Below are 23989 nucleotides of genomic sequence, written 5' to 3' on the forward strand. Positions count from 1 at the left end.
GTTCCGGCTCACAGACCCGGGGTAACAAGCGAAGGTACCTCCCATGGTCGACACCGTCTCGTTCACACCCTCAGATGCTCCCCAGCAAGCCACCCCTTCGCTGTCCCTCAGAGGGGTCACCAAGACCTACCCTGGCGTCCGAGCCCTCGACAGCGTCGACTTCGAGTGCCGTCCCGGCGAGGTTCACGCCCTGGTGGGCGAGAACGGGTCGGGCAAGTCGACCCTGATCAAGGTGGCATCCGGCGTTCTCAAACCTGATACAGGGGAGGTGCACATCGGCCGGGCTGCCGCGACGGGAACCGGTGTGCATCGCGCCCGCACCCTGGGCCTCGTCACTGCCTACCAAGACACCTCCCTCGTGCACGAGCTGAGCGTGGTCGACAACATAGCGCTGTCCTTCAACGCGCTGGGTGAGCCGCTTCCCGCCAACCTGGACGGCGTACTTCAGGGCTACGGCGCACCATTCAGGGCCGCGGACCTGGTGAGCGACCTCGGGCCCGGTGCCCGCCAACTGCTCGAAGTCATCCGCGCGATCATCCACAAGCCCGCAGTGCTCATGCTGGATGAGCCGACTGCGGCGTTGGACATGAACCTCGCCGCTCACCTCGAGGGCCTCATCCGCGACTGCCGCGATGAGGGAATGGCGATCGTCTACGTCAGCCACCGTCTTGCGGAAGTGCGGCGGCTCGCGGATCGGATCACCGTCATTCGATCCGGTGTGATCCAGGGCACCTTCGACTCGGGGAACTGGGAGGTTGACGACATCGTGGAACTCATGGTCGGCGTGCCAGCCGACCTGAAATTTCCCGACCGCACCAAGAGGCTGACCGCGAACAATCGACTCGAGGTGCGCAATCTGAGCGGCAACGGATATGGGCCCGTCTCGTTCTCTGTACGCGGCGGCGAAATCGTCGGATTCGCAGGCGCAGAGGGCAACGGGCAGAGCGCAACACTCCGCGGAGTGTTAGGGCTCGGCCACTCAGGTGGGCAGGTTCTCGTCGACGGCAGCGAACTGGCGCGCGTCAGTCCGGCGCGTTCGCTCGAGGCCGGTATCAGCTACCAGAGCGGGGACCGTGCGATCGAGTCGGTGTTCACGCCGCTCTCCGTCATGGACAATGTGACGGCTCAGCTCGGTCCCGACGCGGGACCCGCCGGACTTGCCCTCGGCAGTCGGCTGCGAACAGCGTTCGCAGCGGCATCCAAGCAGTTGAACATCGTCGCCGCGTCGCCATATCAGCCCATCGGCGCGCTGTCCGGCGGGAACCAGCAGAAGGCGGTGCTGGCGCGTCCGGCATTGCGCACCCCGAAGGTGCTCATCGTCGAGGAGCCGACGCAGGGTGTCGATGCGCGTGCGCGTCTAGACATCTATCGCATGCTCGTCAGTGCTGCCGAAGAGGGCGTCGCCGTGGTCATCAACTCCTCCGACTCGGGTGAGCTGGCGGGGCTGTGCGACCGTGTTTACGTGATGTCGCGCGGCGAGATCGTGGAGGAGATCGTAGACCCGGCCTCCGATACTGTCATCGTGCAAAGCTTCGTCAACGCTGGCGACACCGCGGCCATTCGGCAGATTCGCGAGTCTCGCAAGGGCTGGCGGGAACGCGTGCGGTCGCTGAACGTGCCCGTTCTGATCCTGCTCGCGCTCATCGGCATCGCCGCCGTCTACACGGGAACGGTATCGGAGTTGTTCTGGAGCCCGCGGAATCTCGCCAACATACTCGTCGCGACTCTGCCGCTTGCCGTCGTTGCGCTCGGTCAGCAGTACGCACTGATATCGCGCGGCTTCGATATATCGGTAGGAGCGACGATGAGCCTCACGGTGGTGGCGATGTCCTTCACCTTGCCGGCACTGCAAACGGTTCCCATCGCCATCACCCTGGCCATCCTGGTCGGCATCGCGCTCGCCGTGGGCGGCTTCAACGCGTCGATGATCATCGGCCTCAAGGTCAACGCCGTGGTTGCCACCATCGCGACGCTGAGCATCGTGTCCGGGATCGCCATCGTTCTCCGCCCGCAGTCCGCGGGAATCATCGCACCCGAGCTGCGCAGCCTTGTCAGTCTGGGTGTGGGCTTCGTTCCGGCCGCCTTCATCATCGTCCTCGCCGTGGCGGTCGCGCTGGAAGTGTGGCTGACCCGCAGCCGGTCGGGGCTGGCGCTTCGCGCCGTCGGATTCAATGAGGAGGCCAGCGGCCGGGTTGGCTGGCATGTCAATGCCATCCGCGCTCGGGCGCTGATCGTCTGCTCGACGGGCGCCGTGATCGCGGGTGTGTTCCTTGCGTCGCAGACCGGAGTGGGTTCAAACGCAGTCGGCGCTAGCTATGCGCTGGCCTGCTTCACCGCCGTCTTCCTGGGCGGGGCGGTGATGACCGGGGGGCGCGGGTCGTTCGTTGGCGCGTTCCTCGGAGCCATGTTCGTCTCTCTCCTCAACAACGCAATGCCGTTCTTGAACGTGCCGGCCGCCGTCTCGCAGGCGCTCAATGGCGCCATCCTGGTTGTAGCCGTCGCTCTCTACGCCATCACAGGGCGGATGCGCAGACGTGGCTGAATTACAGGAGGATCAGACCATGGCGACAACGGCACAGGATCGCGAGCGCGTTGCGCACTTCCTCGAGAACTACTACGACGCAATGGAGACCAACGACCCGGCGCGGTACTCCGCCTACTATGCCGAGGACATCACCCTCACCTTCGGCAACGAAGCCCCCATTCACGGACGTCAGGCGGTCACCGAGGCCTTCGACGGCGTGCTCAGTCGCTTCCGCTCCCTGCAGCACGAGTTGGTGAACGTTTGGTCGGAAGCGGCCGGGGTCGTCATCTTCGAATCGATCGGCACGTGGAACCTGCATGGGGGGGAGTCCGTATCGGTACCCGCATGCTCAGTGTTCACGATCCGCGGTGACCGCCTCACCGACTTGAGGATCTATGTCGACAACGGACCGGTCTTTGCTGCTCTTGAGCAGGAAACCCGGTGAGCGTTCACCTCCGTATGGCCCGGCGCGGCGCAAGTCAGCCGCTCGTCCCCTCTTCCCGCAGCGGAAACGATGTGTAGACGAAGCGCGCCGCCACGGACCGGCGGTTGCTCAGATCATGCTGGCTGTCACGCAACACGATCGTCTCACCGGGACTCAGTGTCACTCGTTCGGTTTCGAGGATGACGTCAAGTTCGCCGTCGAGCATCGTGATGACGTGGAGCGAGGGGTCGGAGTGCAGGTCGGGGGGCGCCGGCCGGTCGCGAGCAGGCGGGACCGTGAGGATTCGAACCACAGCCCCGGACTCAGGGGAGTCCGGTCCCAGAGTCCAGTCCACCGCCGGGAAATCGGCTCGGCCCGCGGGCAGTGCTCGCTGTTGCCACACCTCATCCAGGACAATCCCATTGGGCAGGGTGGTGGCGGGGCTTGCGTCGTCGCACACGACGGTAGAGGCTCCGCGCCCGTCGACGCCCACGACAACTCGTCGCGCGGGCCGGTGTCCATGGTCCTCCACGAGATCTCCTCTCCAGAACGCCCGAACGATTGTCACTGTATCCCGCCTTGTGAGACAGGGTCAAACGCGTAAGCGCACGCGGGCGCGGCCGTATTTGAGTCAGATAGGAGCAGTGAGAGCTCTGAGGCCGGGCGCCGCGGTCTCAAACCAGGGAACCTGGACAGGCAACCCGAGATGAGACAAAGGAGAAGGGTGGGACGATGAACATTTCCAGCGAGTACGAGGGGCGCGTCGCGTTCATCACGGGGGGAGGGAGCGGTATCGGACGCGCTTCGGCGCTCGCCTTCGCTGAGCAAGGCGCGCGCGTCGCGGTCGTGGATCGCATGATCGCCGCGGCCAACGAGACCGCGGAACGCGTGCGCGCTCTCGGAGTCGATTGTGTCCCGCTCGAGGCTGATGTCACTCGGGAGCCAGAAGTGGCCGCTGCTGTCGCCGCGACGGTGCACGCTTTCGGTCGACTCGACTACGCGTTCAATAACGCGGGCGTCGAGCAGCCGGCGTCGACGGTCGCCGAGACGGATACCGCCGAATGGAACCGGATCATCGGCGTGAACCTGAGCGGTGTCTTCTTCGGCATGAAGCACCAGATCCCTGAGATCCTGCGCGGCGGCGGCGGCGCCATCGTCAACACATCGTCCGGCGCTGGAGTAGTGGGGATCGCGCGTCAGGGTGCTTACGCCGCCTCCAAATGGGGTGTCATCGGCCTCTCGAAGTCCGCCGCACTCGAGTATGCGGCGCAGAACGTCCGGATCAACGTCATTGCGCCCGGCATCATCGACACGCCGATGATGGATCGCTTCTCCGGGGGAACGGAAGAAGGACGAGCCCGCGTCGTCGCCCAGGAACCGGTCGGACGCATGGGGCGGCCGGCGGAGATCGCTGCCGCAGTCCTGTGGTTATGCTCCGACCTCGCATCGTTCACCGTCGGTCACGCGTACGTAATGGATGGCGGCCAGACCGTCGGCTTCTGATCAAGTGTGTGGGGTGCGCGGAGTACGCGGGCGCGCCACCCCTGCTAACCGTCGTCGCTCAGGTATGAACTGAGTTTTCGCGTCACAGCAAGGAGCGACTCCTCATCGCCGACATTCCCGGCGAACACGACGTACGGGATCCCCGTCGCCGGTCCCTCCAGTGCCTCCCACAGCGACACGATGCCGGGCAGCATGGGCCCGCGCACCATGGCGCGTCGGATCTCCAGTCCGTTCGCCGCCACATCGGAGGACGTGATCCCTCCCTTGGCGATGACGAATCGGGGTGGGAAGATGTGCAGCGTCCGATTCACGACGGACACCACGCCGGCGCTGACGGCGCGCGAGATCCGCAGGCTTTCGGCGGCGTCATCGGAGCGCACAAGCAGTCGACTGGTGTGCAGGATGACGTCGGCCTGCCGCAACGCTTCAACCACCGTATCGACCGCGCGTGCGACGTAGTCCGAGGCGCTGTCCGCGTCGAGCAGCTGCTGCACATCCAGCTCGACGATCCGGGCGCGGCGGTGCACCGCAGTAAGTCTGCTCAGCTGTCGCGTCGTTAGCCCCACGTGCGAGCCGACGACGATCAGCCCGCCGGTTTCCACAGCTGAGCCCGCGCGCTCGGAGTGACCGCCGTATACCTCATCCGCGGTCAGCGGCATCCGTGGAGTCTGCCCGATCCGAGCGCGCACGAATGGTGGCCCGACGCGGTACAGCAGGGTCTTGCCCCGGCGCTCAGCTTCTTCGAGGCCCAGGGCGAGGGACCGCAGGTCATTCTCGGTGACGATGTCGACAACGATGGGCACCGCGTCCCGCGCCGGCTCCAGTGCGGCGGCAATGGTGGCAGCATCCGACCTGATTACTGCGAGGTCGAGGACGATGACGTCGTGGGCCCGTACACGCCCGGCAGACTTCTCCTCTATATAGGCGGGCAGGTACGAGGTGGAAAACCCGAATGTGGCGTCGCGGGCGAACTCGGTGTCGGCAACTCGCGTGAGCGTCGGCGCCTCGAGGAGATAGTGCTCCGAACCAATCGTGACCCTGCCCGCCTCGGGGAATGCCGGAACGATGACGACGCCGTCGATGCCATCTCCGCCCTGGGCAGCGACAGTCTCGGCGATGACCGAGGGCTCGAGAGGGTAGTGACCGCGTAGCGTCGAGTCGCTGCGGCTGACGAAACCCACGGCGAGGCGGGTCTCTGATGCGGCGATGAGGGCAGCCGTCACCACTTGCCGGTTGCGTTCTGCCGCCTCGTCGGGGTCGAGGCTACGCGTGTTGGTGAGGACGTAGACCGCCGACGCGGGCCGGCCTCCGAGGCGGATGCCGAAGGCCCAGCGAAAATCCTCGACGTTCCATCGAGTGAGAACCGGGAGGTTCGCGACCGATTGGGTGCCGGTCGGGTCGTCGTCGAGTACGACCAGCACGCGTCCGGAATCCTGGAAGCCGCGTTCGACTTCCTCCGCTGATACGGGCGAAGCGTCAGGATAGTTCAAGAGCAGTTCGTCGGTTCGGGGCATGTCAGTTCCTTGCAGGGTCGCGGTACTGGCCGGTGGCCCGTGCACGTTGAGTGGCGAGTTCTACCGCGAACTCGAGATAGGGCGTTGGAACGTGCATCATCGCTGCGAGGTCGAGCGGGGCGCGGAAGAGGGCATCGATCTCCATCGGCCGACCTGAGAGTAGGTCCTGCACGATGCTCTGCACGTGGGCGGATGTCCCGAGCTTGCTGACCACCACGCTCGCGTCTCCCGGGTCGCTGCGGTGCGCCCGGGCCACGGCGACAACCTCCTCCGCCATCGACTGGGCGGCCGCCGCGAGCGCCGGTGTGCTCATGACGTCCTTTGTCGCAGATGCCGTGAGGACGCCCAGCGAGCCTCCGACCGTGTTGGAGATGAGCTTCGTCCAGATCGCGTCGCGGATCTTCGTGGTGACCATGGTCTCGAGGCCAGTCGGGTTCAGAGCAGACGCGAAGCGGTCGAGCCGCTCGTCGCCCGCACCGTCGGGTCGACCGACGATCAGGCGGTTCTTCGCATTCTCTGCTCGGATCACACCGGGAGCAATCGTTGTGCTCGCCGTGTAGGCAACGCCGCCGACCGCCCGCTGAGGGCCGAGTGTGTCCCAGAGGGTCCCCGCGGGGTCGAGCCGCTGCACTCTGGTCTCGCGGAAAGGCCCGTCATCACCGTGAAAATACCACCAGGGGATGCCGTTGCCAACGAAAACTACGAGGCCGTCCCGCTGCGCCAGCGTGGCCAGATGTTCCGCTATGCCCGGGAGGGACGGCGCCTTTACGGCGACGAGAACCAGGTCTTGCGGTCCAAGATCCTGCGGACGATCGGTCGCGCGCGGGAACGACGTCAACGTCCCTTGTGGCGTCTCGACGCGCAGCCCCCGCTCCCGAATCGCGCCCAGCTGTTCGCCGCGCGCGACCACCGAAATCTCGAGGCCCGCAGCGCCGAGCCTGCCGGCGATGTGACCGCCGACGGCGCCTGCGCCGTAGACGCAAATTCTCCCCGGCGCCGGCATCAGTCGAACAGGTGACGCTTCTGCGTTGCCGCGGCGGCCAGGAACGAGATGTCGTTGCCGGTGGATACGTAGCCCGCGCCCAGCGCCACGTAGGATCGGATGAGGTCCGGCCACCCGCCCAGGCCGCCAAGGCCGACGGTCTTGCCCCCCGCCCGGCACGCAGCGATGACTCGCATGAACGCCGCGTCGATCTGCGGGTGATCCATCTGACCGGCGATTCCCAGCTCGACGCTGAGGTCGTTCGCGCCGACGAGGACGATGTCGATGCCTTCCACCGCCGCGATCTCCTCGACGGCGTCCAGACCGGCTCGCGACTCCACCATCACGACCACCATGGAGGCCTGGTCGAGTTCCTGGACCACCCGGTCGGGCGGCAACGTCCGGTAGTTCAGCTGTGGGGCGGCTCCGGCGAGCGATCGGGTACCGAGAGGCGCGTGTTTGACGGCGCTGACGGCGGCACGTGCCTCTCCTGCTGACTGCACGTCGGGAACGATGATTCCCATGGCTCCAGAATCCAGGACCCGGGCGATGAAGGCGGAGTCGGGTCCTGGCACGCGGACGAGTGGTGTGACGCCGAGGTGGTTGCACGCCAGGCAGATCTGACCGGCAGCCTCCAACGGGAAGCTGCTGTGTTCCATATCGATGTACACCGAATCGAAGCCTGCGGTGAAGGCGATGGAGGCGATGTCGACCGTGCGCACGAGTCGTACCGTCATGGAGTACACCGTTTCGCCACGAGACAGCTTCTCTTTTGCATGATTCCGAAGCGCGGGGGAGGGATCATTCGTCATGTCAGTGCTCCTGCTCGGAGTGAGGGAATTCCGCCACCAGAGACGGCAGGGTTGCAGTCTCGTCATCGAAGCCGTAAACGGACTTGAGCTCCAGGTACTCCTCCAGCCCGTACACCCCCATCGAGCGGCCGATTCCGGACTGTTTGTAGCCGCCCATGGGGGCGTACGGGTCGGTCGGCGCGCCGTTGTAGCTGACGCGTCCGGCTCGCAAGCCGTTCGCGATCCTGCGGGCCGCAGGTTCGCTACCGAACACGTAGGCGCCGAGCCCGTAGGGCGAGTCGTTCGCGATGCGCAGCGCCTCTTCCTCATCCTGATATGGGATGACCGCGAGAACCGGGCCGAAGATCTCCTCGGTCGCGATCTTCATCCGGGGAGTGACCCCGGTGAACACGGTCGGTCGCACGAAGTATCCGTGGTCGAGACCCTCGGGCGTCGCAAGGCCGCCGGTGATCATTTCGGCACCCTCGTCGATGCCGCTCTGAATGTATTCGCGGATGGACGCGTACTGCTCGGCGCTGATCACAGGACCCATGGTGGTCGAGCCGTCGAGCGGGTCCCCGAGGACGAATCGCTCCGCCTCGTCGACGAGGTAAGCAGTTGCGTCGTCGATCTGACCGGCGTGTACCAGCAGCCGCGTCGGAGCATGGCAGGACTGACCGGCATTGAAGAACGCGCGTTGCACGGTCCACCGTGCCGCTTTCTCCATGTCGGCGTCGGGCAGCACGATGTTCGGCGACTTGCCACCGAGTTCGAGGCAGACGCGCTTGACGGTCTCCGCCGCAGCGGCTCCGACGGTGCGGCCGGCTGTGGTCGAGCCGGTGAACGAGATCATGTCCACGCCGGGGTGCCGCGAGAGTGCGTCCCCGACGTCCCGCCCAATACCGTTGATCAGATTGAAAACACCGTGCGGTACGTCGGCCTCGTGCATGACCTGCGCCAACAGTGCACCGCTGGCGGCGGAGTTGATACTCGGCTTGGCGATGACGGTGCACCCAGCGGCGAGCGCGTAGATCATCTTGATCACGCCGGTCTGGATCGGCCAGTTCCACGGCGAGATGAGGGCACTCACACCGATCGGCTCCCGGCGCACGATGGCGCTGCCCAGGCGTGTCTCAAAGGGGTAGTCGCGCAGGATGTCGCGTGCGACGCGCATATGGGCGGCAGGGCCGGTGACCTGCGCTCGGTTCGCCACGGGGATCCCCACTTCACGGGCAATCAACTGGGCGAACTCGTCGGTGCGCGCCTCGTACGCGTCGATGATGCGGTCGATCAGCGCGATCCGCTCGTCGACCGAGGTGACTGAGAAGTGGAGGAACGCCCGCTGTGCGGCGGCGACCGCGATGTCCACGTCGGCGGGGCCACCGATGGCCACGCGTGCGAAGACTTCCTCGCGTGTCGGATCGATGAGGTCGACGTGGCGCGGTTCAACCGGCTCCGTCCACTCCCCGTCGATGTAGATGTGCGGGTAGTCATTCATTCGCCAGGTCCTTCCATGGCCGGTGTACTGCACACCGGATCAACTGCTGTGGGTATAGCCGCCGTCGCAGGCGATCGTCTGTCCAGTGATGAATGCGGAGGCGGGTGTGGCCAGGAAGAGCATGATGCCGACGAGGTCCGTGGGAACCATCCCGCGTGGTATGCACTGAAGTGCGGCGGTTCGCTGACGCACCTCGACCGTGGGGTTGACGGCGCGTTCCACCTCGGTCGCGACGCTGCCCGGGCGCACGCAGTTGACGGTGATGCCGTCAGCGCCAAGTTCGCGGGCGAGCGAGTTCGTCATGCCGATGACGGCTGACTTCGAGGTCACGTAGTGGAGGTAGTTCACGGTGCCGCGGGTCACTGCATCGGATGAGATGTTGACAATGCGCCCGAACCCGGCCGCGCGCATGTGGGCCGCGACCGCACGCACGCAGAGATACGCCCCGGTCACATTCACTCTCAGAACTCGATCCCACACGTCCAGCGGGATCTGTTCGAACGGTCCCTTCTCGAGAGTCGCAAAGATAGACGCGTTGTTGATCAGCACATCGACGCGGCCCCACCGAGCGACCACGGTGGACACCATTGCCTCCACGGATGACTCGTCCGCAACATCGACCGGGATCGCAAGCGCCGAGCCGCCGGCCACCTCGATCTCGTCGACAACCGCTGACGCCTTGTTCAGGTCGAGGTCGGCGACTGCCACGAGCGACCCCGCAGCGCCGAACTGCCGTGCCAGTTCGCGGCCGATTCCCTGGGCGGCACCAGTGATGATCACGACTCGGTCCGAAACGCTGAAGTCGCGCGCCGAGGCCGGCACGCCTGAATCCTGTGACGCGTGAGTCAGGGGAGTCGTCATCGTCATCCTCATCTCTAATGTTGGTATTGAAGATATCCCGTTATCTGGGATACTGTCAAACAATGAAGTCGAACCGCGCTCTCGGTTGAACCGGGCCGGCGACGAACCATCTCCGGTCCTCGCCGGGGCGACAGTGTGAAGGAGTACACAATGCGGGTTAGCAAAGCTGCCGACACTGGCAGTGAACGAGTCGGCACCATGCGCGAAGGTGTTCTCGAACAGAAGCACCTCCTGTTCGGAGAGGATGGCTCACCTAACAACTACGACCTGAACATGGGTCAGACGGGCGGTGGAGGGTGGCGAACCCCGCGACACCGTCACAACTTCGACCAGGTGCGGTACGTCATCAAGGGCCGGCTTCCTTACACGGAGACGGACTTCCTCGAAGAGGGCTGGGTCGGATACTTCCCGGAGAGCGTGGAATACGGCCCGCAGGAGCGCGCCGAGGGTCTGCGCACGATGGTGCTGCAGGCCGGTGGCGCGAGCGGTCAGGGCTACTTGAGTGTCGCCCAGCGCGAGTCCACTAACGCCGAACTGGAAAAGCAGGGCGAGTTCCGGAAGGGCCTGTATTACTTCACCGACGAAAACGGGGTGACGCAGGAGCAGGACGGGTCGCAGGCGATCTTCGAGCGCGCCGTGCGGCGCAAGCTCGAGTTCGCGCCGCCGCGTTACACCGACGTGATCGCCATGAATCCGGACGCCTACGAGTGGCTGCCGCAGGGCGATGATGGTGTCTTCGAGAAGTGGGTGGGCACCTTCACCGAGCGGAACTTCCGGATCGGGTTCCTTCGCCTCGAGCCGGGCGCCGTCTACCAGGCCGGCCAGTTCCCCTCGATCGAAATCCTCTTCCAGACCAGCGGTCTCATCTCCGCCGGCGGCGATACGCTCGGTCCCGAGAGCGGCTACGAGTTCCTCGCCAACGAGGGCCCGGTTCCGCTCGAGGCGCTCGAGCCCACCGAGTTCCTCCGCTTCGTGCTGCACCAGTTCTAACCCCGCGAGCGGCGGCTCGAGATCTCAGTGGTCTCGAGCCGCCCCGCCAGAGGGAACGCGCAGCTGGAGCGCGTGTCGCGCGACAACCAAAACACTGTGCTTTCCGATCAGATCGAAGGAGATCCCCAGATGAATGCGAAGCCATCCTCGTGAGAGCTGTTGTTTTCCGGGGCGAGGGGCGGCTCGAGCTCCGGGAGTACGCCGACCCGGTTCCTGGCCCCGACGAGGTCGTCATTCGAATGAAGGCCTCAGGGATGTGCGGGAGTGACATTCACCACCTTCACGGTCCGCTGCGCACCGAAGCCGAGCTGGTGATCGAAGGTCACGAGCCGTGCGGGGTGGTTGAGGTGGTCGGAGAGGCGGTCCGCCCGACGGAGGCACAGGTCGGGGACCGGGTCATGGTTCACCACTACGACGGATGCCGTACATGCGAGTTCTGCCGCTCCGGGTGGACACAGTACTGCCCGAACGGCAAAACGGTCTTCGGGGGACTCAACGGGGACGGCGGTCACGCAGACTTCATGAAAGTCCCCGCCCACACGCTGATAAGGCTTCCGCAGTCGCTGTCGTTCAAGAGCGGCGCGGCCATCTCGTGCGGGACAGGAACCGCGTTCGCCGCTCTCAAGCGCGTCGACCTGTCTGCGGACGAGACCGTCGCCGTTTTCGGCCAGGGACCGGTGGGGCTCAGCGCCACCATGCTGGCGAAAGCTTTCGGCGCCCGGGTCATCGCTGTTGACGTGGATTCGTCACGGCTCGAGATGGCGAGGAAACTCGGTGCGGACCATGTCATCGATGCCAGCGCCGAGGATCCTGTAGCTGCGGTGCGTGGACTCACGCGCGACGGCGCAGGTGCGGACAAGTCCATCGAATGCAGCGCAAACTCTGCAGTACGCCGCCAGGCGGTTCAGGCGGTTCGACCGTGGGGAACCGCATGCATGGTCGGTGTTTTCGGGACCTTCGAACTCGACACCGACGAACTGATCCACCGGCACAAGACCGTGCTGGGGTCGCTGACTTTCAGCAAGAACCAGCAAGAAGAGTGCGCTCGATTCGTCGCCGAGCGCGGCCTCGACCTCGAGTCCCTCTTCACAAGCGAGTTCCGCTTGGACGAGGCTCAGCTCGCCTATGAGCTGTTCGACCAGCGAAAAATTGGCAAAGGCGTCTTCCTCTTCGATTGAGAGAAGGCGACAGCACTTGAAAGGCAACTCATGACCATCACTCAGCAGGACGTCGAACTGTCCGAGCTAGCGCGAGGCTTCCTGTCGCGGGAGGTGCACTACCTGTTCATCGACGGCGAGAGGGTTCCCGCCGTGTCCGGCAACACGCTGAGTACTAGCGCCCCTTCAACGGGAGAAGTACTAGCGCGCTTTTCTTCGGGCGACAGCTCTGACGTGGACCTCGCCGTCGCGGCGGCTCGGCGAGCGTTCAAGGGAGAGTGGAGCACGTGGACGCCCTACCAGCGTCAGGCGCTGTTGATTCGGGTCGCTCAGGTCCTCGACGAGAGATTCGAAGAGCTCGCGCAGATCGAGGCGCTCGACATGGGATCGCCGATCTCCAGGGTGCGCAATTCGAAGCAGGGGCTCATGCGCATGCTGTCCTTCTTCGCCGCCCAGGCTCTGAGCATCTCCGGCGAGACCCTGACGAACGGCATTCCGGGCAACGTCTCGACGATGACTCTGAAAGCACCCGTGGGAGTGATCGGCGGGATCATTCCGTGGAACGGTCCGCTGAACAGCCAGTTCTGGATCATCGGAGCGGTGCTCGCGAGCGGATGCACCACTGTCCTGAAACCTGCTCAGTACGCGTCTCTGTCGGTGCTGCGCGTCGCGGAGATCCTCCATGAGGCCGGTGTGCCGGCCGGTGTACTCAACGTGGTCACCGGCAGGGGCAGCGAAGCCGGCACAGCGCTCGCTGCTCACACCGACGTCGACCGGGTCGCCTTCACGGGCTCAACCGAGACCGGCCAGAAGATCATTGAGGCGTCCACCTCCAACATCAAGAAGCTGCAGCTCGAACTTGGTGGCAAGTCGGCTGACATCATTTGCGCTGACGCCAACCTCGACAAGGCGGTGCCGGCGGCGGCGATGGGCGTGTTCGCGAACTCCGGCCAGGTGTGCTACGCCGGAACGCGCGTGCTCGTGCAGCGCTCGGTCGTGGATCAGTTCACCGAGCGGCTCCTCGAGTACATGACGACCTTGCGGGTCGGGCACAGTCTGGACTCTGCCGCGACGCTCGGGCCCGTCATCTCGGAGAGCCAGCTCGACACGGTGCTCTCCTACGTAGATGTGGGTGTGTCCGAGGGCGCTGAGCTGCTCTACGGCGGTGAGCGCCTCGGAGCGGGCGGGGGCTACTACATGCAGCCCACCGTTTTCGGAAGTGTCACCAACCAGATGAGGATCGCGCGCGAGGAGATCTTCGGACCCGTCCTGTCAATTATTCCGTTCGACGACATAGAGGACGCGATCGAGATCGCCAACGACAGCGATTTCGGCCTCGGCGGTGCCGTCTGGTCGGAGAACCTGTCCACCGCGCTGAGAGTTGTCCAGGGCGTGCACACAGGAACGATGTGGGTGAACTGCTACGGCTACATCGACCCGCTCGTCGGTTTCAGTGGAACCAAGCTGAGCGGTTACGGGGCGAAAGGAACGGCCGCGCACATGGACACCTACCTCTATACGAAGAGCGTTTACATCCAGCTGTGAGCCGTGGAAGGCGCGCAAACGGCGAGGGGTGTGGAAAGCTGTTTCCAAGACTCTGCTGAAGGGCAGAGTGTGCGACACAGGCCCCGGCTGGCAAGAAAGGGAATCGGGCATACCGCCATGAATGAACTCACTGCCCCTCGCGCCGCTCACGATCCCACCGAGGCGCCGGACGGTGCGGGCAGTCTCGCACGGATGCTTCACATCCTTGAGCTGTTCAGCGAGGACCAGCCCGTGTGGTCGACGGCTGAACTGATCGACGCGCTCGAAACTTCGCGGTCGACCGGATACCGGTACATCAAGACCCTGCACGATGCGGGTCTTCTCAGCGCAGTGCGGAACGGATACTACGGGCTTGGCCCGCGCATCATCGAGATGGACCTGCAGATCCGCCAGACCGACCCGCTGTTGCTCGCCAGCGAAGGCGTTCTCGAGACCCTCGTCCACGACATCGGTCACTCTGCCCTGCTGTGTACGGCGTATCGCGATTCCGTTCTCTGCATCGCCGAGAGCCGCGCTCCGGACAGTCCGGCGAATCGATTCAGCCGGGGCCAGCGACGCCCGCTGTTCCAAGGGGCCGTGTCGAAGGTGATCCTGGCGTACTTCCCTCACCATCGGCTCAAGTCGATCTATCCTCGCCACGAGCAAGAGATCGAGAGGGCCGGCCTCGGCGGCGACTGGGCAGAATTTCGAAGGACCCTCGGTCAAATCAAGAAGGACGGGTATCTGTTGACCCGGGGGGAGTTCAATCCCGGCGTCTACGGCGTCGCGGCCCCGATTCTCACAACCCAGGGCACGGCAGTGGGCAGCGTTGGCGTGGCCTGGGATGAGACGCAGCGCGATGTCCAGGTCGACAGTGCCATTCTCGCAGTGAAGCAAGCGGCGGCCCTCGTGACGGAGCGCCTACTCCGGGACGCCAGCCGAGGCTGATCCTCCGAAGCCGCAGGCGCACGTTCGATCGCCGGCAGGCATCAAGCGACGTTGACACCCGCGTTCACCGTCCTTGGCGGCCATTCCGTCACGGCACGCGGTCGGACGCCAGGACGCCGTCTAATCGCGCGGTCATCATTATTTGACAGATCCCATATAACGGGATATCGTTCAAGCACGTTCGTCACGGATACTCCCGATGCCGTGGCGTCGGTACCCCAGAGCGACAGAGCTCGACACAGGTTCTCAACGAGGAGGAACACAGCAATGCACATTCCAAAGGCAGCAAACCGACTCGCGGGAATCACTGCGATGGTTGCGGCTGCAGCCCTGCTCGCCGGCTGCGCTGGCAACGCCGGCAGCGGCGGCAGCGGCGGCACGAGCGGTGCAAGCGGCGACGACCTGAAGATCGGGTACGCCGGCTTTGCCCTCGACACCGCCTTCTTGAGCACGCTCGCGAGCGAGGTGGAAGCCGCCGGCGAGGAGGCTGGCGCCACGGTGACGGTCACCACCGCCGACGCCGATCCCGCGAAGCAAGCCAACGACATCAACACCCTCGTCACCGGGGGCGCGCAAGGCATCCTCGTTGATCCGGTCAACGCAGATGCGGTGGTGCCGGCGATCAACAAGGCAGCACAAGCGGGCGCCAAGGTCGTCGTCATCGACGGAACGGCCAGCGACGCCGAGGGCATCTCGATCCAGGTCGCGACCGACAACTATGGTGCCGGCGCAGAGGGCTGCGCGATCGTCGGCGATCTGCTTGACGGCGAGGCAACGGTGCTCAATCTGCAGGGGGGACTCGACAACCAGGCAGCGCAGGGCCGCACGAACGGCTTCGAGGAGTGCATGGCGGAGAACTACCCGGACATCACCGTGATCTCCAAGTCGTATAACTGGGATGCTGCCGAATGCGCTCAGATAGTTCAGACTCAGTTCTCCTCCACGCAGATCGATGGCGTATTCGCCGCCTCAGCACAGTGCCTCGGTCCTGTCGAGAGCACACTGGAGGCGCAGGGGCGCCTTGTGCCGTCCGGTCAGGAAGGCCACATTCCGTTCGCCATCGTGGATGGCACACCGGAAGAGCTCGAGGCCGTGCGTTCGGGAACGTTGACCGCTTCGATCGTGCAGCCGCTCGGCGAGATGGCTTCCGCTGGTGTCTACTGGCTGGAGCGCGCCATCGCAGGCGAATCCATCGAGGAAGGGCCGACCGATCACGGAACCGAGGTGGTCGAGTCCGGCGGTACGCTGCGCGACCTACTCGACCCGATCGTGGTGACCAGCGAGAACGTCGATGACCCCGCCCTGTGGGGCAACCAGTAGGAATGATCGCGTTGTTGCGCCCGCCCGCGAGCGGGCGCAACACCGTCCAGGGACGGGAATGAAATGACGAATGCAACAGCGGCGGTGGACGTGAGGCATGTGTCCAAGACTTTCGGCGTAAGCAAGGCGCTCGACGACGTGTCGATGCAGATCCCCGCCGGTTCGTCGGTCGCTCTCGCCGGCCGCAACGGTGCGGGCAAGTCGACGCTCATCTCAGTCATCACGGGCGTGCTACGTCCTGACGAGGGCGTGGTCGAGTTCGGCAGCGCCGCTGAGGAAGGAGGTGGCGTCGGCTGCGTTTACCAGAAGAGCACCCTCGTCCCCGACCTGACGGCGGCGGAAAACCTGATGATCAACGCCTACCCGCGCAGCCGCTGGGGCGGCGTGGACTGGCGCAAGCTACGGCAGCGCGGCGCGGAGATACTCGACGAGTGGGACTGCGCCCACCTGGCCGACACGCTGGTCAACGAGCTGGAACCGGTCGATCGAAAGATCGTGGAGATCTGCCGTGTTCTTTCCCATTCTCCCAGCGTCCTACTCCTCGACGAACCGACTGCGGGGTTGGACTACGCCGGTGCGCAGCGTCTGTTCGCGCACGTACGCGAGGCGCGCAGCAGGGGGGTTTCCCTGCTGTACGTGTCGCACCACCTCGATGAGGCTTTCGACGTCTGCGACCGCACGACCGTCTTGCGCGACGGGCGTGTAGTGCTCGATTGCGCATTGGAGGGACTGAGCGTCTCGGACATCGTCGGAGCCATGGTCGGCGATGCCCAGGCGACCGAGCGGGTCGAGCGCCCTTCCGCATTCGTGGCCGACGCAGCCCCGGTGCTGTCGGTCGAGTCGATCACGGTGGGCACGAAGGTGAAGGACGTGAGCTTCGATGTGCGTCCGGGGGAGTGTGTCGGAATCGCGGGCCTCGACGGTGCCGGGCACGTCCAAGCGGCCCAAGTGCTCTGTGGGCTCGTGCGTCCCGATTCAGGGTCCGTGACAGTCGCGGGTAAGCGAATGGCGCACTTCGATGTCGGGAGCGTGATAGCCGCGGGCATCGGCTTCACCCCCGAGGACCGTCACGACGGCGGGTACGTCCCGGCGATGTCAGTCGCAGAGAATGCGACACTGCCCGAGCTCTATCAGCTGACGGGCCCCACCCGCACGATCCGTCCGCGACTGCGCGACCGCCTCTACTCGAAGCTTGCCTCGGAGTGGAGCGTCAAGGCGTCTGGCCCTAACCAGCCCGTGGAAGAACTCAGCGGGGGAAACCAGCAGAAAATCGTACTGGCCCGCGCTGTGTCCTCCAAACCCTCCGCGCTCGTGCTCGTCAACCCCACCGCGGGCGTGGACGTTTCCTCAAAGCGCTCGATTTACAACACAGTGAAGACGAATGCCGAGAACGGGATGGGAGTGATCGTCGTCTCGGCAGACGACGAGGATTTCTCCATCTGCCACCGGGTCATCGTCATGTTCCGGGGTGAGGTCTCGCGTGAACTCGTTTCCCCGTTTACCGCGCACGAGCTGACCCTCGCCATCCAAGGAGCCTCAGAATGAGCCACACGACAACCGCGCCCGAGGGGACGACCCCGGACTCAACAGGCCGGTCCGACCGCAGAATCTGGCGCAAGCTTCTCAGTAATCGCAACGTCCAGAGTCTGGCGCTTGTTCCGGTCATCATCATCGCGCTCATCGTCGGAACCGTGATCAGCCCGGCGTTCATGACGCCGGTGAATCTGTTCAGCAACATACTCGCGTTCTCTGCTGCACTCGGCGTCCTGGTGATCGCCGAGAGCATCATCCTGATCGGCGGGTACTTCGATCTCTCGCTCGAGTCCACCGTGGGATTCTCGGTGGTGCTGCTCATGTTCCTGTCGACGTCGCCTGACACGGGCAAGCCCGGCGCAGGCCTACCGCTCTGGCTCTCCTTGCTGATAGCGGTCGCCGTGGTGATTCTGGTCGGGCTGTTCAACGGCGTGGTCGTTTCGGTACTGAACCTCAACGCTTTCATCGTGACGTTGGCGATGCTGATCCTACTGCAGGGTCTCACGCTCGGAATCTCGAATGGTCAGACCTACGTGCAGATCCCCGAGTTCATTCTCTATCTGGGCTCGGGAGACGTGTTCGGCGTGCCGATTCAGGCGGTGGTGTTCGTCGTATCGTTCGCCATAGCCGCGCTCTTCATGAAGTACGTCCCTACCGGTCGTGCGATTTACGCCCTTGGCGGCAGCAAGATGGCCGCCCGCGCAGCCGGGATCAAGGTCACCCGCCTGTCGATCGGGCTGTTCATCTTCGGCAGCCTCATGGCCATGTTCGCGGGATTACTGCTGGTAGGCCAAGTCGCATCGGTGCCCTCCAACCTCGGCAACGGCATGATCTTCACTGTCTTCGCCGCTGCGGTGCTCGGGGGCATCGACCTTAACGGCGGCCGTGGAAGCGTCGTCGGCGCCGCTCTCGGTGTCTTGCTCCTCGCAATCATCCAGAACATACTCACGCTCTCGCAGGTGCCGTCGTTCTGGATCAACGCCGCGTACGGGGGAATCATCGTGATCGCCCTGCTGATCGGCCGACTCTCGCCGCTGCGCGGACGCGGCGCATCCAGCTGAGCATCCGCAGATCTCCCCGACACCTGGAGAAGATGTGAATCCGACCTACGATTATTCCGGCAAGGTCGCGCTCGTGACCGGCGCCGGCTCCGGAATGGGCTTGGCCACAGCCATTGCTTTCGCCAAGGCCGGCGCGGCCGTCACCCTTGCGGATATCGACCTCGCTGCGGTGCAACGGGCGGCCGACGAACTCACGTCGAAGGGCCACCGGGCACTCGCAGTGCGATGCGACGTCGCGGACGAGCCCAGTGTTGCTGCGATGGTACAAGCCACCGTGAATGCGTTCGGGCGGCTTGATGCCGCTTTCAACAGTGCGGGGATTCAGAGCCCCGCGACGGATGCGGCCGATGAAGAGGGTGACCGGTTCGATCTGGTCACCGCGATCAACCTGAAGGGCGTTTGGGCAAGCATGAAGTACGAGCTCAAGCAGATGCGCGCCCAGGGGTCGGGCGCGATCGTGAACTGCTCTTCGCTGGGTGGTCTTGTAGGGAATCCCGGCCGCGCCGCCTACCACGCGTCCAAGCACGGCGTGATCGGTCTTACGCGCAGCGCGGCGCTCGAGTACGCCCCCCGCGGTGTGCGCGTAAACGCGATCTGTCCGGGCACGATCGACACTCCCATGGTGCGGAGCATGGTGGATGCCGGTGACCTCACGGTGGAGGGAGCGCTCGCCTCCCTCCCGATCGGAAGGTTGGGGACCGCCGAGGAGATCGCGGACTCCGTGCTCTGGCTTTGCAGTCCCGGCGCCGGATTCGTCGTCGGTGTTGCGCTGCCCGTCGACGGCGGCTGGACCGCGCAGTGACCAAACTTCAACCACCATCAGAAGGACCAACAATGACCGACACCAGTGCGCACCGTTTCGACGACAAGGTCGTCTTCCTCACCGGCGCGGCCAATGGCATCGGCCGCGCCACGGCCATCGCTTTCGGGAGGGAGGGCGCCAAACTGGCGCTCGTGGACATCGACGGCGCCTCGAACGCCGAGACGGCCAAGCTGGTCGAGGAGGCGGGCGGAGCGGCCATCGCGCTTCGCGCCGACGTCACGGTCGAGGCGGACGTCATTGCTGCGATCGACGCCGCCGTCGAGCACTACGGCCGGATCGACATCGCGTTCAATAATGTTGGGCGCGATCAGAAGGTCGCGCCGCTCCACGATACCGACGAGCACGAGTGGCGTCGCACCATCGATCTCAACGTGACAAGCATGTTCTTCTGCATGCGCAATCAGATCCCCCGCATGCTTGCGCAGGGTGGCGGGACGATCGTCAACACGGCTTCCGGCGCGGGCCTGATCGGAATCAAGGGCACAGCGGTGTATGCCACGGCAAAGCACGCGGTCGTGGGCCTGACACGCTCTGCGGCCCTTGACTACGCCGACCGGAACATCAGGATCAACGCGGTCGCCCCGGGCATCGTCGAGACCGACATGATGCGTCGGGTTTCCGGGGGAACAGAGCAGGGGAGGGCTGACATGGTCGCCGAGGAGCCGATCGGACGCCTGGGGCAACCGGAGGAAATCGCCTCCGCGGTGCTTTGGTTGGCATCGGACGGCGCCAGCTTCGCGATCGGCTCCACCCTCGTGGTCGACGGCGGTCACACCATCCGCTAATGCGCACCGCCGAGCTTCCTCGGCGGTGCACTGCGATGAATCCGACCTGAGCGTCCGCACCGCTCCGCCGCGCAGCCACGCGCTGTCAGACGCGGCCGAACTCCCTGATGTCGTCACCGAACAGGCGCGCGGTGTCGGAAGACACCGTCGCGGTCGTCAATTGGATCGCTTCGACGTAGTCCATGGTGGTCGCCACGTGCGCTGGCGATGATGCATCGCCGGAGTCGATGGCTTTCTCGAACGCCGATTGCGCCGCCTTGCGGGCGGCGAACTCGATATCGGCGGGCGAGAAGCCCTCGCTGGCACCGACAAGCTTCGTCAGATCGATAGAGGTGACGATGTCGAGCGGAATGTACCGCTCCCAGATCGATCGTCGAGCCACTGCATCCGGTAGCCCTATGGGGAGCACGTAATCGAAGCGCCCGTGCCGAAGAAAGGCCGGGTCCAGCATCCGGACATGATTAGTGGCGCAGATCAGCAATCGGCCTGGTTGCTCACGGAACGCCGGAATGATCTTCAGTAGTTCGTTCGTCACAGCGTGGGATGCCGACGGCCGTCCGCCCTCTCGCCTTGCTGCGATCTCCTCGACCTCGTCGATGAAGACAACCGCGTGCTCCAATTCGGTGACATTGAGGAAGGTCTCCCGGAGTGCTCCAGCAAGACCGCCGTGGGCCCCTTCGAGGCGTGACGGGAATACCTCGACAAACGGCCACTCCAGTCGGGAAGCGACGGCGCGCGCAAAAGTGGTCTTCCCCGTGCCGGGCGGTCCGAACAAGACGACGGCCTTCGGGGGAACAACGCCGAATTGCGCCGCGAGACGAGGCTGCGACAGCGGTACAACGAGCCGCTTCTCCAGCACTCGTTTTTCTTCCTCCATGCCGGCGATGCTGTCCCACGCGCCCCGTGGGAGAACGCGGCCGCCGAGCTTCTTGAGCACGTCGATCTCGTTCCGCTGGACCGGCAGCGCGCGTTCGAAGTACTGCAGATTCCTCTGGGCGGCGTAGCCGCGATTCTTGAACGAGTCCACGCGCGCGGCATTTTCGGGAACGAGGGCGGACAGCTTGGCCAACCCGAGCGGTGTCATTCGCGACTCTAGAGCCGCCAGCAGCGCACTGCCGATTCCGTGCCCGTGCCAGTCCCCACGCGTGCCCAAGAACATGACCCATCCTTGCGTGTGGGCCGCGCGGGCGACCACAGCGCCGATCACCTGCTCGTTCAGGACAGCGACAACGGCATAGTCCTTCTGGCATGACGTGAGAACCTCGCCCAACGCGTAGACAGACTCGCCCTGCCACGTTCGTACCTCACTCCACAGACTCACGATCCCGTCGAGATCGTCGGTGTGGAAATCTCGCAAACGCACAGAGCGCAGGTCAGGCAGGTCGGTGGCGCCGGCGGAGAACGGGTGCGACATCTCAGTCGGTTTCCGGCCCGTGGCAGTAGTGGCAGCCCCGGTCGGGGCACTCCCACGCCTCCTCGTCGTTGCTCCGCCGAACCATCAGCCCTGCCTGCGCGTCATCGATAGTGATACTCATCCCGGACACCTTTGCCTGACTATCTGCTTTCCCGCGCGGAGCAACGATCTGGGCTCAAACTGCGCGGCTTGAGTATGGTGGCCACTCGTCCGACGGTGTAAGACGCTGCGACCACCACGGAGACCCCTTGGTATGGCAGTCTGCATCCGCTCCAGGTTGTGCCGGATGATGGTTCGATGATTATATCCCACATAGTGAGATGTATTCAAGACGGCGGGGATCAACAGTGCAGCGCCTAGCCCGGCGGAGAGCATCGGATCAACCGAAGTCAGGCAGATCGGCTTGGCGGGAGACGCTCAAACGTGAATTCCCATTCATGAGATTTGCGATGGTCCACCTTCACCTGGGGGGCCAGGCGAAACCTTGTGGCGCTTCACTGAGGAGGAAGGCCACGGACGGGAGCCACGGGAGGTCATCGCGCTGAGCGTCTCGTATCCGTCGGTCAAGGGTGTCCTGATAGGGCACCCCAGAGCATCCGTTCGGCTTCTACAGTGGATGGCGTGACCATTCAGAGGCGCGTTCTCGGCACCGCCGCTCTCGAGGTGTCCGCCATCGGGCTCGGGTGCATGAGCATGACCGGCGGCTACAGCGGACACCCCGACCGGGCGCAGATGATCGGCGTCATCCGCGACGCTGTGGACCGGGGGGTGACCTTCTTTGACACCGCGGAGATCTACGGGCCGCATGCCAACGAAGAACTCGTCGGGGAGGCCCTGGAGCCGGTGCGCGACGCGGTCGTCATCGCCACCAAGTACGCACAGGACATCGACCCCACACAGCGCACGCCTCGGGGCCGGATGCTGCTGCCGGGCGACATCCGGAACGCGGTCGACGGCTCACTGCGCCGACTGCGGACCGATCACATCGACCTCTACTACCAGCACCGGGTCAACCCCGAGGCTCCCATCGAAGACTTCGCCGGCGCCGTTCAAGAGCTGATGGATGCCGGCAAAGTCGGAGGTTGGGGCCTGTCCGAGGCGTCGGCCGAGACCATCGAGCGCGCAAACCGGATCACCCCGGTCACGGCGGTGCAGAGCGAGTACTCGCTGTGGTGGCGGCGACCCGAACAAGAGGTGCTCGCCGTCTGCGACGCGCACGGGATCGGGTTCGTCCCCTTCAGCCCGCTCGGCAAGGGGTTCCTCACCGGAACCATCGACGACCGCACCACCTTTGAGGAGGGCAACGACCTCCGCGCGCAGATCCCCCGTTTCGCCCCCGAGGCGAGGGCGCACAACCTCGGGCTCGTCGAGAGCGTCAAGGACGTGGCCACCTCGCACGGTGCCACACCGGGACAGGTCGCGCTCGCATGGTTGCTTGCTCAACGACCCTGGATAGTCCCGATCCCAGGCACCACGAAGCTGCACCGCGTCGAGGAGAATCTCGCCGCTGCAGACCTGGCGCTGTCGGAGCAGGAGCTGGCGCGGCTGACCTCCGCGTCAGACCACGCCGATATCCGAGGCGGACGCTACCCCGAGTTCCTCGAAGCGCAGACCAACCTCTGACCGCATGCTTCTTGAACGTACCGATCGCCCGCGCAGCCCTCAGCTCCTCGCCACCTGGAGCGCCACGGAGCGTGCCGACGCCGGCACCGGCGTCGGCGACCGGCCCTACCGGTCGAGCTGACCGTGACGCGCCCGACGAACAGCCCACCCGACGGTGCCCGCGCCGGCGCGGAATCTCAGAAGAAGGACAGACCATGAACCCTCCCGTACAAGACAAGGAAATCGCCGCCATCATCGAGCGACTCGAGAAGCGGTTCCCCAATGTACCGCCGCCCGAGGTGGCGGCCGTGGCGCTCGAAGCCCATGACGCCTTCAACGGCCACCCGATCAAGACCTTCCTGCCGGTGCTCGTAGAGCGCCAGGCCCAGGAGCGCCTTCGAGGGCGATCAGGCGAACACTCATAGCCGGCGAGATTCGCCTGCAAGAGCAGCCGTCATCGCCACGGGAGTGGGATCGACCCACGGCGAGCGGATTGAGCTCAAACAGAATCGAGAATATGCGACGGATCAACACGGCGTTGATAGCGTCGGGAACGGCTCTTCTCGTGCACTCGCTGGTCGCCTGCTCTTCTCCGACCGAACCGCCGCACTCCCTCCGATCGGACTCCCGAAACCGAAAGCGCCGAACCGGCACTCGTGTGGAGCGACGAGTTCGACGGCCCGGCCGGCTCGCCCCCGAGCCCGGAGAGCTGGACCTACGATTCGGGGGGCGGGG

21 protein-coding genes are annotated in these 23989 nt (G+C 64.9%); 14 read left to right on the plus strand and 7 right to left on the minus strand.

Going from position 1 to position 23989, the window contains the following annotated elements; genetic code table 11:
* Positions 1-43 precede the first annotated feature (43 nt).
* On the plus strand, positions 44-2542 hold the full coding sequence (locus ACLQ2Q_RS19095; RefSeq protein WP_425822833.1) for an ATP-binding cassette domain-containing protein: 2499 nt from the start codon (positions 44-46) through the stop codon (positions 2540-2542).
* A gap of 19 nt (positions 2543-2561) precedes the next feature.
* A complete protein-coding gene (locus ACLQ2Q_RS19100; protein WP_425822834.1) occupies positions 2562-2969 on the plus strand; it encodes a nuclear transport factor 2 family protein in 408 nt (135 codons plus the stop codon).
* 34 nt (positions 2970-3003) lie between these two features.
* On the opposite strand, the gene ACLQ2Q_RS19105 is transcribed toward ACLQ2Q_RS19100, so the two are convergent.
* Positions 3004-3441 (minus strand): hypothetical protein, encoded by a 438-nt coding sequence (locus ACLQ2Q_RS19105; RefSeq protein ID WP_425822836.1) that lies wholly within the window; start codon positions 3439-3441, stop codon positions 3004-3006.
* 239 nt (positions 3442-3680) lie between these two features.
* Here ACLQ2Q_RS19105 and ACLQ2Q_RS19110 point away from each other — a divergent pair, with 239 nt between their 5' ends.
* Entirely contained in the window at positions 3681-4451 is a 771-nt protein-coding gene (locus ACLQ2Q_RS19110; protein ID WP_425822838.1) for a glucose 1-dehydrogenase, read from the plus strand.
* Positions 4452-4495: 44 nt separating this feature from the next.
* On the opposite strand, the gene ACLQ2Q_RS19115 is transcribed toward ACLQ2Q_RS19110, so the two are convergent.
* From ACLQ2Q_RS19115 to ACLQ2Q_RS19135, 5 genes are all read right to left on the minus strand, one after another.
* Positions 4496-5965, minus strand: a complete 1470-nt coding sequence (locus tag ACLQ2Q_RS19115) for a four-carbon acid sugar kinase family protein (protein ID WP_425822840.1) — start codon at positions 5963-5965, stop codon at positions 4496-4498.
* A gap of 1 nt (position 5966) precedes the next feature.
* Positions 5967-6968: a ketopantoate reductase family protein gene (locus ACLQ2Q_RS19120; protein ID WP_425822842.1), complete on the minus strand. Its 1002-nt coding sequence runs from the start codon at positions 6966-6968 to the stop codon at positions 5967-5969.
* Complete coding sequence (locus ACLQ2Q_RS19125) at positions 6968-7684, minus strand: HpcH/HpaI aldolase family protein (protein ID WP_425822844.1); 717 nt, start codon at positions 7682-7684, stop codon at positions 6968-6970. Before ACLQ2Q_RS19125 ends, ACLQ2Q_RS19120 begins: the two co-directional genes overlap by 1 nt.
* Before the next feature lie 76 nt (positions 7685-7760).
* Entirely contained in the window at positions 7761-9236 is a 1476-nt protein-coding gene (locus tag ACLQ2Q_RS19130) for an aldehyde dehydrogenase family protein (protein ID WP_425822846.1), read from the minus strand.
* 39 nt (positions 9237-9275) lie between these two features.
* Positions 9276-10097 (minus strand): SDR family NAD(P)-dependent oxidoreductase, encoded by an 822-nt coding sequence (locus ACLQ2Q_RS19135; protein WP_425822848.1) that lies wholly within the window; start codon positions 10095-10097, stop codon positions 9276-9278.
* A 198-nt stretch (positions 10098-10295) separates the two neighbouring features.
* Here ACLQ2Q_RS19135 and ACLQ2Q_RS19140 point away from each other — a divergent pair, with 198 nt between their 5' ends.
* The 9 genes from ACLQ2Q_RS19140 (at position 10296) to ACLQ2Q_RS19180 (ending at position 20238) form a co-directional block, all read left to right on the plus strand.
* Positions 10296-11087 carry a hypothetical protein gene (locus tag ACLQ2Q_RS19140; RefSeq protein ID WP_425822850.1) on the plus strand — a complete coding sequence of 264 codons (792 nt, stop codon included), beginning with the start codon at positions 10296-10298 and terminating at the stop codon, positions 11085-11087.
* 149 nt (positions 11088-11236) lie between these two features.
* The gene (locus ACLQ2Q_RS19145) at positions 11237-12265 is read left to right on the plus strand and encodes a zinc-dependent alcohol dehydrogenase family protein (RefSeq protein WP_425822852.1); all 1029 of its coding nucleotides are present in this window, start codon (positions 11237-11239) and stop codon (positions 12263-12265) included.
* Between the two features lie 30 nt (positions 12266-12295).
* Entirely contained in the window at positions 12296-13789 is a 1494-nt protein-coding gene (locus ACLQ2Q_RS19150; RefSeq protein ID WP_425822854.1) for an aldehyde dehydrogenase family protein, read from the plus strand.
* A gap of 192 nt (positions 13790-13981) precedes the next feature.
* On the plus strand, positions 13982-14716 hold the full coding sequence (locus ACLQ2Q_RS19155; RefSeq protein WP_425822896.1) for an IclR family transcriptional regulator: 735 nt from the start codon (positions 13982-13984) through the stop codon (positions 14714-14716).
* A 312-nt stretch (positions 14717-15028) separates the two neighbouring features.
* Positions 15029-16036, plus strand: a complete 1008-nt coding sequence (locus ACLQ2Q_RS19160; RefSeq protein WP_425822856.1) for a sugar ABC transporter substrate-binding protein — start codon at positions 15029-15031, stop codon at positions 16034-16036.
* Between the two features lie 138 nt (positions 16037-16174).
* Complete coding sequence (locus tag ACLQ2Q_RS19165; RefSeq protein ID WP_425822858.1) at positions 16175-17581, plus strand: sugar ABC transporter ATP-binding protein; 1407 nt, start codon at positions 16175-16177, stop codon at positions 17579-17581.
* Positions 17578-18630 carry an ABC transporter permease gene (locus ACLQ2Q_RS19170; RefSeq protein ID WP_425822860.1) on the plus strand — a complete coding sequence of 351 codons (1053 nt, stop codon included), beginning with the start codon at positions 17578-17580 and terminating at the stop codon, positions 18628-18630. The genes ACLQ2Q_RS19165 and ACLQ2Q_RS19170 overlap by 4 nt, the downstream gene beginning before the upstream one ends.
* A 34-nt stretch (positions 18631-18664) precedes the next feature.
* Positions 18665-19432: a glucose 1-dehydrogenase gene (locus tag ACLQ2Q_RS19175; protein WP_425822862.1), complete on the plus strand. Its 768-nt coding sequence runs from the start codon at positions 18665-18667 to the stop codon at positions 19430-19432.
* Between the two features lie 32 nt (positions 19433-19464).
* Positions 19465-20238: a glucose 1-dehydrogenase gene (locus tag ACLQ2Q_RS19180; RefSeq protein ID WP_425822864.1), complete on the plus strand. Its 774-nt coding sequence runs from the start codon at positions 19465-19467 to the stop codon at positions 20236-20238.
* A gap of 85 nt (positions 20239-20323) precedes the next feature.
* On the opposite strand, the gene ACLQ2Q_RS19185 is transcribed toward ACLQ2Q_RS19180, so the two are convergent.
* Positions 20324-21652: an ATP-binding protein gene (locus ACLQ2Q_RS19185; RefSeq protein WP_425822866.1), complete on the minus strand. Its 1329-nt coding sequence runs from the start codon at positions 21650-21652 to the stop codon at positions 20324-20326.
* A gap of 627 nt (positions 21653-22279) precedes the next feature.
* Between ACLQ2Q_RS19185 and ACLQ2Q_RS19190 the strand changes: the two genes are divergently transcribed.
* Both ACLQ2Q_RS19190 and ACLQ2Q_RS19195 read left to right on the plus strand, forming a co-directional pair.
* A complete protein-coding gene (locus tag ACLQ2Q_RS19190) occupies positions 22280-23275 on the plus strand; it encodes an aldo/keto reductase (RefSeq protein WP_425822898.1) in 996 nt (331 codons plus the stop codon).
* A 194-nt stretch (positions 23276-23469) separates the two neighbouring features.
* A complete protein-coding gene (locus ACLQ2Q_RS19195; RefSeq protein WP_425822868.1) occupies positions 23470-23679 on the plus strand; it encodes a three-helix bundle dimerization domain-containing protein in 210 nt (69 codons plus the stop codon).
* The last annotated feature ends 310 nt before the right edge of the window (positions 23680-23989 follow it).

This window comes from Microbacterium sp. DT81.1 (assembly GCF_049844955.1).
Taxonomy (GTDB): Bacteria; Actinomycetota; Actinomycetes; order Actinomycetales; family Microbacteriaceae; genus Microbacterium.